This window comes from Pseudogracilibacillus amylolyticus (SeqCode) (assembly GCF_051918545.1).
Lineage (GTDB): Bacteria > Bacillota > Bacilli > Bacillales > Amphibacillaceae > Pseudogracilibacillus.
On sequence record NZ_JBPPZG010000132.1, the window covers coordinates 1 to 10,626 of the forward strand.

General features: G+C 33.7%; 15 protein-coding genes and 2 pseudogenes. 6 read left to right on the top strand and 11 right to left on the bottom strand.

The window, feature by feature from the left end:
- Nucleotides 1-827 (bottom strand): putative glycoside hydrolase (locus ACPYKA_RS14070; protein WP_479542869.1); only part of this gene is annotated, 827 nt, incomplete at its 3' end.
- Nucleotides 828-1,238: 411 nt separating this feature from the next.
- On the opposite strand from ACPYKA_RS14070, the gene ACPYKA_RS14075 reads away from it, so the two are divergent.
- Together ACPYKA_RS14075 and ACPYKA_RS14080 are read left to right on the top strand one after the other, a co-directional pair.
- Entirely contained in the window at nt 1,239-2,138 is a 900-nt protein-coding gene (locus ACPYKA_RS14075) for a glycine betaine ABC transporter substrate-binding protein (protein ID WP_479542870.1), read from the top strand.
- A 568-nt stretch (nt 2,139-2,706) separates the two neighbouring features.
- Nucleotides 2,707-2,775, top strand: a complete 69-nt coding sequence (locus ACPYKA_RS14080) for an Ltp family lipoprotein (protein ID WP_479542883.1) — start codon at nt 2,707-2,709, stop codon at nt 2,773-2,775.
- 138 nt (nt 2,776-2,913) lie between these two features.
- Here ACPYKA_RS14080 and ACPYKA_RS14085 read toward each other — a convergent pair whose 3' ends face one another.
- From ACPYKA_RS14085 to ACPYKA_RS14125, 9 genes and pseudogenes are all read right to left on the bottom strand, one after another.
- Complete coding sequence (locus ACPYKA_RS14085; RefSeq protein WP_479542871.1) at nt 2,914-3,081, bottom strand: DUF6366 family protein; 168 nt, start codon at nt 3,079-3,081, stop codon at nt 2,914-2,916.
- A gap of 100 nt (nt 3,082-3,181) precedes the next feature.
- The gene (locus ACPYKA_RS14090) at nt 3,182-3,601 is read right to left on the bottom strand and encodes a hypothetical protein (protein WP_479542872.1); all 420 of its coding nucleotides are present in this window, start codon (nt 3,599-3,601) and stop codon (nt 3,182-3,184) included.
- The gene (locus tag ACPYKA_RS14095; RefSeq protein ID WP_479542873.1) at nt 3,598-3,807 is read right to left on the bottom strand and encodes a helix-turn-helix transcriptional regulator; all 210 of its coding nucleotides are present in this window, start codon (nt 3,805-3,807) and stop codon (nt 3,598-3,600) included. Before ACPYKA_RS14095 ends, ACPYKA_RS14090 begins: the two co-directional genes overlap by 4 nt.
- 508 nt (nt 3,808-4,315) lie before the next feature.
- Nucleotides 4,316-4,591: pseudogene (locus ACPYKA_RS14100) on the bottom strand (JAB domain-containing protein); the annotation flags it as partial.
- Between the two features lie 217 nt (nt 4,592-4,808).
- Complete coding sequence (locus ACPYKA_RS14105; protein WP_479542874.1) at nt 4,809-5,138, bottom strand: hypothetical protein; 330 nt, start codon at nt 5,136-5,138, stop codon at nt 4,809-4,811.
- Nucleotides 5,139-5,250: 112 nt separating this feature from the next.
- Entirely contained in the window at nt 5,251-5,445 is a 195-nt protein-coding gene (locus ACPYKA_RS14110; RefSeq protein WP_479542875.1) for a hypothetical protein, read from the bottom strand.
- A 66-nt stretch (nt 5,446-5,511) separates the two neighbouring features.
- Nucleotides 5,512-6,471 carry a flagellin gene (locus ACPYKA_RS14115; protein WP_479542876.1) on the bottom strand — a complete coding sequence of 320 codons (960 nt, stop codon included), beginning with the start codon at nt 6,469-6,471 and terminating at the stop codon, nt 5,512-5,514.
- A 271-nt stretch (nt 6,472-6,742) separates the two neighbouring features.
- Nucleotides 6,743-6,949: pseudogene (locus ACPYKA_RS14120) on the bottom strand (flagellin N-terminal helical domain-containing protein); the annotation flags it as partial.
- 83 nt (nt 6,950-7,032) lie between these two features.
- Entirely contained in the window at nt 7,033-7,218 is a 186-nt protein-coding gene (locus tag ACPYKA_RS14125; protein WP_479542877.1) for a carbon storage regulator, read from the bottom strand.
- Between the two features lie 841 nt (nt 7,219-8,059).
- Between ACPYKA_RS14125 and ACPYKA_RS14130 the strand changes: the two genes are divergently transcribed.
- The 4 genes from ACPYKA_RS14130 (at nt 8,060) to ACPYKA_RS14145 (ending at nt 10,256) form a co-directional block, all read left to right on the top strand.
- Nucleotides 8,060-8,206, top strand: coding sequence for a helix-turn-helix domain-containing protein (locus ACPYKA_RS14130; protein ID WP_479542878.1), 147 nt, complete (start codon nt 8,060-8,062; stop codon nt 8,204-8,206).
- A gap of 135 nt (nt 8,207-8,341) precedes the next feature.
- Nucleotides 8,342-8,659: a hypothetical protein gene (locus tag ACPYKA_RS14135; RefSeq protein WP_479542879.1), complete on the top strand. Its 318-nt coding sequence runs from the start codon at nt 8,342-8,344 to the stop codon at nt 8,657-8,659.
- 131 nt (nt 8,660-8,790) lie between these two features.
- Entirely contained in the window at nt 8,791-9,786 is a 996-nt protein-coding gene (locus ACPYKA_RS14140) for a hypothetical protein (RefSeq protein ID WP_479542880.1), read from the top strand.
- 62 nt (nt 9,787-9,848) lie between these two features.
- The gene (locus ACPYKA_RS14145; RefSeq protein ID WP_479542881.1) at nt 9,849-10,256 is read left to right on the top strand and encodes a hypothetical protein; all 408 of its coding nucleotides are present in this window, start codon (nt 9,849-9,851) and stop codon (nt 10,254-10,256) included.
- A 115-nt stretch (nt 10,257-10,371) separates the two neighbouring features.
- Here ACPYKA_RS14145 and ACPYKA_RS14150 read toward each other — a convergent pair.
- The coding region (locus ACPYKA_RS14150) for a TCP-1/cpn60 chaperonin family protein (RefSeq protein WP_479542882.1) at nt 10,372-10,626 on the bottom strand (255 nt) is incomplete at its 5' end.

Consider the following 10,626-nt stretch of genomic DNA (forward strand, 5'->3'; position numbering starts at 1 on the left):
TCGACAGAAATATCTACATCATAGGGCTCTAATTCTTCTTTAGCATGAGTAACAAAATCAGTTACTGCTTGGACACGGGCTTTTTCTTGATTTTCTATATTTTCATAATCTCCTTTATCATAAGCAAGATCATCTGCTTTATTTTCGAACCCTTCTGGAAAACGAACATAGTCAAATTGAATTTCCGCGAAACCCATTTCTGCCGCTTCTTTGGCGATGGTAAGATTATGTTCCCACACATCTTTTTGGAAAGGATTAACAAACGCTTCATCCCTGCCATTGCGCCATACTTCTTTTCCATTCTTAAAAGATAGTTCAGGGTTTTCATCCGCTAATACAGAATCTTTAAAAACTACAATCCGAGCAATTGGATATATATTATGTTCTTTAAGCACTTTTAACATTTTTTTTGGATCTTTTATGTATGGTTTACCAAACGAAGCTAACGGAGACTTTTCATCTGGTTCATAAGTAATATTGCCAAAATCATCTTTTATATCAATGACCATTGCATTTAAATCTGTGCTTCCAATTAATTCTATCAAGCTATTAAATTTCTCATCGCCTGCAGAATGACCAGTGACATAAAGACCCCGGACACTTTCAGGTTTCTCGAAATTAAATTCTTTCACTTGTTTTTTGTTATCTTCGTTAGTAGATTTATCTTTAGCGTCTTCATTAGAGATTTCATTTTGTTGGACTTCCTTTGGCACAGTTGCTTCTCTTTTCTCTTCATTATCATTACTTGTTGACTGATCCGAAGCACAAGCAACGAGGATAAAGCTAGCAAAGCTGCATAGTAGTAGTATTGAATAGATTTTTTTCAACATTATCCTCCTTTACACATCATACTTTTTACTAAATTCCCTTATCTGTGTCGAATAAAACTATAAAACACATTTTCTTCTATACTAGTATCAAAGTTTTGTAGAAAAATGTCAAAGGATGTTAAGCTTTCAAATTAACGTGGTCTTTTTGATTTAACAAATTTTTATTAAATAGTATACTTCTCAAATCATGTTCAAATGAACGGTATCCCTACTACACATAAAGGATATCCCCTACCAGATAGATTTACGACTATACTACATATAAAGTAATTCATAAGAGGCAAATTTAAAACAAATAATTCTGTAATAGTTTGCATTATATTAATTTGTTTTCTAAAATAAAAAGTTGGACATTCCTATTTAAAAATGGATATTATAGAAGAATAATAATTTTTGAGGAGGTTAAACTTGAGGAAGTTAATTAAAATGTTAATGGCAGTTATATTTGTGATGGTGCTTTCTGCATGTGGCACAAATAATGATACCCATAACAGTGAAAATGTTGAAAAGGTTGAAAAGGAACTTGATCTAGATAAAATTTTCGGAATTGAACCGGGCTCCGGTACAATGAACATGGCGGAAGAGGCAGTAAAAGAATATAATCTGGATATGGAATTAATCCCTAGTTCAGAACCAGCCATGATTACAGAACTAGAGGAGGCAATCAAAGAAGAAAGACCTATTGTTGTCACCCTATGGCAACCACATTGGACCTTCGATAAGTATGATCTGAAAATTTTGGATGATCCAAAAAAGATAATTGGTGTGGAACAAAAAATACATACGATCGTTCGTAAAGGGCTAAAAGAAGAACACCCTTCAGCATATCAATTTTTGGAAAACTTTCATTGGGAAGTTGAGGATATGAATGCAGTGATGGCAATGTTCGGCCAAGATGAAAATGTAGAACCGCGCGATGCTGCCAAGACGTGGATTGAAGATAATAGAGAAAAAGCCGATGCCTGGATGGAAGGTATCGAACCAGTTGAGAATGAGTCTGTTGAATTGGCATACATTGAATGGGATACAGAGCTCTCTTCTACAAATGTAGTGACACTTTTACTTGAGGAACTAGGTTATGATGTCAAGTTAACACCGCTTGATATGGGTATTGCCTTTGAATCAATAGCCCAAGGAGAAGTCGATGGAACACTAATCGCATGGCTTCCTGGTGGTGCCTCAACATATATGGAACAATATGAGGATGAAATTGAAGATTTAGGACCAAACTTGGAAGGTGCCAGACAAGGTTTCGTTGTACCAGCATATATGGATATCGACAGCATGGAGGACTTACCTGTTAAATAAAGGTAAAATAGAAAATCCATAGGGTTAAACGAATTTCATTATTGCCAAAAACAGCTATATCTCTACAATATGCAATAATGAAAGTTTTAGAGAAAATGTATGTTGTAGGATATAGAGTAAATTGCGCATTCCGGAATTCATTAGCATGTTGAAATTGTTAGGTAAATGCAAAATCTACTAACAACGGAATGACGGAACGATTTGATACTGTCGATTCAAGATTGAAAAACTTAGAAGACAAATCCAATGCGTATACGAGCAAGTGGTTAAAAACGCCGAAGATAATTACTGCATTAAAAGAAAATTAAAAAACAATTGGAAATGTAGTCTATCAAATAGCTACAAATACAGCAACGTCAAGAGGATACAATTACCTTCTTGCAAGGCGCTCCCTCGATCAAGAGGGGGAATTAAAAGAATAAAATAAAGTGTCACGGTTATTGATTTAATCGTGACTATTTTTTAAATATTTTTATAGATAAATTTTACTAAGCAGAAAGATAGATAATGATATTCCATGGTATTCATGTATGACATTTAATATCATTATAAAATTACATAAAGAGGCATTTATGATCAATTAGTTTCAGAACACGGGGAACAATTTACTGAAGAAGCGCAATACGACGCTAAATAAATGCACGTCTAATCTTAAAACGGAGCAACCGCCACATAAGAAGACTTCTCCGTTTTGTATTTAATAACTACCTAATTATTAAGAACGGTTCTGATTGCCCAGAAAATGAGACAGTAAATTGTTCTGAAATTGTGCCCGTTAACGGAAGGAGACCGAGTATATTACAATAGCAAATATTACCACTAGAAACGCTATTCCAAATCTTTTCCAACCTAAACCAGCTAAATTATCATATTGTTCTTCTTGCCGTCTATCTTGCCTTTGTTTCTCCATTAATTCTTCAGTAGTTTTATTAACTTTATTCATTTTATCACTTCTAAAAACATTCTAGAATCCGACCCGTTAATAACATAATCCTTATTCCATAATTGCACCCAAATATAACAAAGCTTCTATAACTAACAATTTAATCTTTTCGTTTAGTCCGAAGATAATAAATATAAAGAATCGGAGCAAGTGAACAAATGAATATTATTCCGCCTATGAAAATACCGTTTGTCGGGTCAAATCCATCTGTCAATGTTACAAAAACCCCAACAACAATAGAAATCAATGCACTTACGATAAGTGAAATAATCAGCCCTTTATTTGAAGACTTCTTATCCGACTCGTAGTCTACACTAATGCCCATAGATAAGTATGCAGAAACAACACCTGTGATTATTAGAACAAACCATAATGGATTAGATGTCATTCCATCCATTCCTTTAGTAACTAAGTCATATCCTAATATACCTATAATTCCAATGGTTTGAATCAAAAATAAAACCCTGATATTTTTCAAGTTTTTCAGCTGTAATCGTTCATCAGTAATTTTTTTCATCATTTCGTTCTTTCCTCCTTATCCAACCAAAATAACTCATCTAACGATTTATCCACGACATCACAAATCGAAAGACACAATTTTAAAGTGGGATTATATTGTCCTTTTTCAATTAAACTGATCGTCTGACGAGTAACTCCTACTTTCTCAGCCAGTTGCTGTTGTGTCAAATCCATTTGTACTCGAGCTATTTTTACGTTGTTTTTCATCTATACAATCTCCTCTTCGCAACTTCATTGTAACATATATATTGCATAATTCAATGTATATGTTACATGGAAATTATGAAAAAGGCACTAATTCTTTTTATAGAAAAGCACCTTACTTTATCTAATCTATATTATTTACTTATCAAACTAGCCCCGTTTGTTGAATACAAGTCTTAATGAAAATCATACACTCTATAAAACAATTATAACAATAACATTTATAATTTGGCTTTTTACTATAATCATTTAGATAATGCTATTTTCAATCCAACTGGGATCCTTAGGCATTAGGAACTTTATTATTAGAATTAACAATTGATTAATTACATTACACACTATGCTAGTATCTGTGCATGTTTTAGTGTTTTAGGAAAATAATAAATTACTTTTTTTGAAACTATTAAACACACTTACAATCCCACTATAAACACAAAAAAATCAAAGGTACTCTTACTATCTTTATACAGCAAACCTTGCTTTATTCGTACTCGACTTACATCATTCCCGGCATAAGATGGGTACATGGATGATTATGTCCCACAAAAATAGAAGCGGCATTTGACAAAATAGCTGGTTTCATTACCTCTCTCGGATGGACAAGACTTGCGTTCAAGCTACCAATGTGACAGATGTTAATTGCTGTTGGCTGATTCTTTGTGTCTAAACATATGACGATGAAATATTCCCGATCTACATCACCCAGAAATTGTTTCAATAAGTCATATCCGTCTTCTGGACTAAGAATCTGGCGATTTTTGTACAATAAACTCTTTTCCTTTACCATTTTCAGGCTTACAATATTTACTCGCTTTGCGGGTGCTGGCTTTACTTCACCTTCTTTCACTTGTAACAGTTGCAATTGCTTATATTCCTTTTGGTAATTTTTCACACATTATTCCTCCCCAAATAAAAATAAGCCCTAACTCCACAATTGGAATTAGGGTATAAATGTTCAGGGATATAATATATATTTATTTTTCTGCAGGAATACGGCAACTTTTTTAATTACATTTCAATATTCGTAATCCAGACCTTAAATACTTAGCTAGTGGGGCTTTACCTAACATTTGATTAATCTCTATACTTTTTGATTTCCACCCAATAATATCCAACCCTTCTTTCTGCTCTCTGTAGATTGCTTCAGGGCTTTTATGGTCTTTTCCATCGTAATCTCGTCCAATATACATTAAAGTTTGAATAAACTTTATATTTTCCATATCAAGGCTATCTAAATATTTATATATTGGTTCTTCCCTTTTTTGTTTTAGTCTTTCAAAGATTTCTTTACTTGTTAAATCAACATTTTCTACATCTTGTTTTTCATGTAACAAAATTAATAATTCCTTAACCGATGGTGCATTTTATTTCGAAACTCTATCCATTTTTTACTTTCAAAAAGATTATCCATATAAATTCCTCTCCAGATAGCATATTTGTTAGACTTCATTGATTTATTAATATTGACATTCTGGTTGCACCTTCACACTTTTCTTTTGCTTCCTCCAAAGTACTTCCAGCACCATCAACGTTAATCGAACTTATTGCATAATAAGGAAATTCTAGACTTTGATCGTATTTAACCACTATATTAATAATTTTACCTGCTATTTCCTTTTCATATTCTTCAATAGTTATCATTTAATTGCTCCTTAATAATTTAAAAAAAGAACCCTAGCATAGCTAGAGTCCTTTTATAATCCACTATTAACGTAGTAACTGTAGTACTCCTTGTGGTGTTTGGTTGGCTTGAGCTAACATTGCTTGTGCCGCTTGAGTTAGGATGTTGTTCTTAGTGAACTCCATCATTTCTTTCGCCATATCAACGTCTCTAATACGTGATTCTGCAGCTGTTAAGTTTTCAGCTGAAGCACCTAAGTTATTGATTGTATGCTCTAAGCGGTTTTGTACTGCGCCAAGTTTAGAACGTTCAGCAGATACACGATCAATTGCCGATTGGATTGTTGTAATTGCACCGTCTGCATTTTCTTGAGTAGAGATGTTAATTCCTACTGTAACAGTACCCGCTGAAAGTTCTTCATCAGCAGTAATGACGAGCTTATCATCAGCGTCGTAGTATCCACCTTGAACTGCCTCTTTGGCTTCAATAGTTCCAGTTGTACCATCTGAAAGTTCTGTTTCTGCTTCTAATACTAATTTTCCGTCAGTTGTATAATATCCTGCTGTACCTCCTGTGTTATCAAAAGTAGCTATCGTACCATCTTCAAGTTCAATGGTATGTACTTCACTACCTGTATCCCCAGTCGTTGAAGCAGTATATCCTTGTGCTTTTTGCGCTTCCTGTCCTGGCTTGTAAGTTAGTCCATCAATTTCTCCATTTTCATCAACACCATAAGTTTTAGCAACATCTAAAGCTGTCCCACTCATATCGTTAATTGAAACTTTTAAGTTTTGACCTTTGTTAGCACCAACATGGAAAACAGCATTTTGCAAGCTTCCGTCTAGTAAAGTTTTTGTGTTAAATTCAGTGTCATTAGAAATATCATTTAATGCTTGAGCAAGCTGGTCAATTTCTTTTTGCAATTCACCACGATCAGCCTCGTTGTTCGTATCGTTCGCAGCTTGATTCGCAAGCTCACGCATTCTTTGAAGAATGGCATGTGTTTCATTAAGTGCACCTTCTGCTGTTTGGATTAGAGAAATCAATTATGTTATCGTAATGGCTGTTTATCCACTACTTCTTTATGTTTCCATAAAGTTCAGACCATATCTTCATCCTCTATAGGATGCCCCGCGCTCGTGGGTGGGTTATTGGTCTGGTTCCTCACCACCTGGTCGTTACACCTTCCTAACTACTTACAACCAATTCATTAGGCTTGGCTCGGTATTGCCCACCATCCTTCATATGGTTTGGGGTTCCACCGAATTCACGGAGTTTTCATTTAAGTATTACTACTTAAAGCGGCATTTCTTATCTACCGTCTTGGGCGTTCTTAGTCGCCATTTCTAATCCACGGATTTGTCCTCTCATTTTTTCAGAGATTGCTAGACCTGCTGCGTCATCTCCTGCACGGTTAATCTTTAGTCCAGAAGAAAGTTTTTCTAGTGAACTTTGTACTGCATTGTTGTTTGCACCTAACTGACGATGTGTGTTAAGTGCTGAAATATTGTGATTAATAATCATAATTAATCTACCTCCGTGTTGTTTTATTTTACTAGCAAGACCTATCCTTGTGAAATGCTAGTTTATATATAATAATCTCCTATTTAGGAGTTATTACCGTCATAAATCTCTCCACGCACAATTTTAAACTCTTGTGGAGCATTAATACGTAGCTGTGTAAAGTTACTCAGCTTTTCTTCCCGTTTTACAACTTCTATTTCAATCTCTCTTCCCTGAGAATCTATGATATAAATTTTTTCTCCAGGTTTTCTACCTAACGTTAGTGCCATAGATTTCATCCTCCTTGATGCCTACATTACTTATATCGGATGGTATCGGAAAATGTTTAATACTTTTTTAAAAATAAATTTATCTCCGGTCTTCTAACTAATGTTCAGGCCATGATATCCATCCTCTTTCATGCTTACACCTTTAATATCGGATGACATAGAAAAATGTTTAATCACAATTTTAGAAAAAAGTTTACTTTTACTCTTAAACTAGGAAATCTTGTCGTTTAATATATTTAACCCGCATTTCGACACTGTGGATAATTAACGATTATCCACAGTGTCTTTATACCATAATCAAAAATATATTTGTTGAGCCATTCATTTCTGCAAAAAATGGACATAATGCCGCTTTCCCCACAAAATGGAGAAAAGTTAATATTCAGTTAGAAATAGTTACTCCAATTGATGAACACGCTTCAACATGCTTATCCATTCTGAAAAATGGTTAAATATATTACGGACGCTACGTCAGGTAAAGGAAATATTCTCCTTATTTTTGTAGAGTAAGATTTTCTCTAAAATATCTATAATCTCAATTTTACTTATATAATCAAGGAGTGGAATAACTCCTTCAAAAGCTGTAGAATTTTCTACAGTTGGCTCAATTATATGTGTAAAATTTTACTCGGGGGACATTTTAGTATGTGTGTAATTTTTTCAGTTCTCGCATTAATTAATACTTGGCTAAATTCGTCTTTAGTCAATTAAAATCATCCCTTTTCGCAACTCTTAGTTACTTCCAATAGAAAAAAGCGACTTTTTATTACTTTTTGATAATTTACTTCAAAGCAACACTTTGTTTCTATATAATATGATGTAAGTGATTGAAAAGGGCGCTATGTTTTCAAAGAGATTGAAAGAATCAAGGAAACAGAAAAAGCTCACTCAACAAGATATGACTAATTTTTTAGAGATTAATAGACAGGGGTATGCTAAATATGAAAATAACCAAAGTGAATCAAATCATGAAACTGTTAAAAAATAGCTGTATTTTTTAATGTTACTACCGATAATTTGTTAGGTCATAGTGACAATCCAGAGTTAACAGAAGAAAAAGATTTAGCCCGTTTAAAACGAATCTAGGAAGCGTACAGGGATGATGAATGAGGAGGTGTAAAGGATGAGTGATGAAAAGCTCGACTTGGTATTAAAAGAAATGAATGAGATGAAAACGGAAATGCATGAAATGAAAACGGAAATGAACCAACGTTTCGATACCGTTGATTCGAGATTGAAAAACTTGGAAGACAAATCTGATGCTGTATACGAGCAAGTGGTTAAAAACACCGAAGACATCACTGCATTAAAAGAAAATCAAAAAATAATTGGAAATGTAGTCAATCAAATAGCTACTATACAGCAACGTCAAGAGGATACAATTAACCTTCTTGCAAGGCGTTCCCTCGATCAAGAGGAGGAAATTAAAAGAATAAAATAAAGTATCACGGTTATTGATTTAATCGTGATTATTTTTGCATATATACTGGGTATTTTTGCTAAAAATATAGAAAAAAATTACCACTTTATTATATAGTGGTGGTGATCAAGTATTGAGAGGAGTTACTGTAAATGAAAAAAGTTATATTTATAATGTTAGTGTCCTTTCTAGCAACTTCATCCTTTTTTATTACAGTTTCTGCAAAAGAAGAAGCTAATACCAAAGAGTGGGCTGAAGAAACGCTTCAACCAATAATAGAGGATACAGTAAAAAAGTTTAACGAAACTTGGGAAGAGAATTGGATAATTAATTTATCTTCATACTTAACTGAAAAGGATAAGTATAAAACATTAGAAAAATTAGATGAACTAAAAGAGGACATTGAAAAACTCAGAAATGATATAAAGTCAATTGAAGTCAACAAGCAATTGGGAAAAAGCGAGAAGAAACAAATAAAGAGACTAAAGAGGCATTTGAATAAGGCTCTTGCATATTATGAGAAGCAAGTAAAAAGAATACACAAACATATATCTAAAGATAAGAAAATTGAAGACACGAAAAAATATGACAAAAGAATTTATAAATCGAATAAACAAATAGAAAAAGCTAATGAAAATTATTCCGAACTACTGTCTGCCCTGAAGTTGGCCGAACATCAAATTGAACTTATTGAAACAGAGTTGATCGATGCTGATTCCGCAAAAGAGATTTTAAAAAATGAAAAATTAAGAATTGAAAAAGAAAAAGCTAAAAAAGCTGAAAAAGAAGCTATAGAAAAAGAGAAACAGGAAAAGGAAAAGAAAGAGCGAGAGAAAGAACGACAAAAATCTCTTGAAAAAGTAGAGGAAATAGTTTCGGAACTGATAGACTTGGGTGATGGATCAATTATTGATATACGTCCAACCTCCGGGGATGATTGGATTACCGTTTATGTAATTGTAGACAACAGTTGGCATTTACTAACTGAAGAAGAACAAAAGTATATTGCCGAAACGATTGGTCCTGCTGTTGAATCTGGAATTATAAATTCCGGCATTACAAGTTTTTGTGACGTTCATTTTGCAGATCAAAATGAAAACATAGTCGCAAGTCCAAAGATTTTCGGTGGTTATAAAATCAAAAATTAATACAGTTTTGATATCATAAAATACAGGATATTTGAAAAAAATGAATCATGAGGGGGAATAATGTGCTTTTATTTTTCTTCATAATATTGCTATTCGTCATTATATTTGCAAGGGAAATCAAATTTATTATTGGTGTTTTGCTGTTATATGCAATCTGTTTAGCACTTTGGGATTTTTGGTGGGGTAAAATCATTGTTGTTGGCTTTTTTATACTAATGGTTTTAGGAATTGTAGGGACAATTATGGAAAAGTACGAAAAATCATCTTTTGCTAAACATAAAAAAGTGAAAAATAAAATTGCTGATGAAAGACTACGAGAAAAAGCATATCTATATGGTGTTGAATATTGGACGAAAAAAGATGGTGAAGATGCTGCTCGAGCAATCGATAATTATAGATCGTGGAAAATTGATCCCACCTCGCATCCAGATATTGAAAAATGGTACCAAGAAAATAAAGCGACTTTCTAATTCAGATATACATAAAAATGTATATCATTAAAGTGACATAAATGTGACATTTTAAACAAAAAGACGAGGTTTGCACGTGACAAACCCCGTCAATTCAACATTATTTATGGGTTACTTACATCATCCCCGGCATTCCGCCGCCCATTCCGCCCATATCAGGCATTCCGCCACCAGCATTTTCTTCTGGTAGGTCAGCAACTACTGCTTCAGTAGTTAAGAACATTGCCGCAACAGATGCTGCGTGTTGTAATGCAGAACGAGTAACTTTTGTAGGGTCTACGATTCCTGCATCGATCATATTTACCCATTCGCCTTTTGCAGCGTCAAATCCAATACCTACTTCTTCACCTTTTAGACGTTCAACAACAAT

What these genes read in the sequence shown, in the direction of transcription:
- ACPYKA_RS14085 (WP_479542871.1), bottom strand. Translation starts at nt 3,081, where the DNA reads ATGAATAAAGTTAATAAAACTACTGAAGAATTAATGGAGAAACAAAGG.
- ACPYKA_RS14090 (WP_479542872.1), bottom strand. Translation starts at nt 3,601, where the DNA reads ATGATGAAAAAAATTACTGATGAACGATTACAGCTGAAAAACTTGAAA.
- ACPYKA_RS14095 (WP_479542873.1), bottom strand. Translation starts at nt 3,807, where the DNA reads ATGAAAAACAACGTAAAAATAGCTCGAGTACAAATGGATTTGACACAA.
- ACPYKA_RS14110 (WP_479542875.1), bottom strand. Translation starts at nt 5,445, where the DNA reads ATGATAACTATTGAAGAATATGAAAAGGAAATAGCAGGTAAAATTATT.
- ACPYKA_RS14125 (WP_479542877.1), bottom strand. Translation starts at nt 7,218, where the DNA reads ATGGCACTAACGTTAGGTAGAAAACCTGGAGAAAAAATTTATATCATA.
- ACPYKA_RS14130 (WP_479542878.1), top strand. Translation starts at nt 8,060, where the DNA reads ATGTTTTCAAAGAGATTGAAAGAATCAAGGAAACAGAAAAAGCTCACT.
- ACPYKA_RS14135 (WP_479542879.1), top strand. Translation starts at nt 8,342, where the DNA reads ATGAGTGATGAAAAGCTCGACTTGGTATTAAAAGAAATGAATGAGATG.
- ACPYKA_RS14140 (WP_479542880.1), top strand. Translation starts at nt 8,791, where the DNA reads ATGAAAAAAGTTATATTTATAATGTTAGTGTCCTTTCTAGCAACTTCA.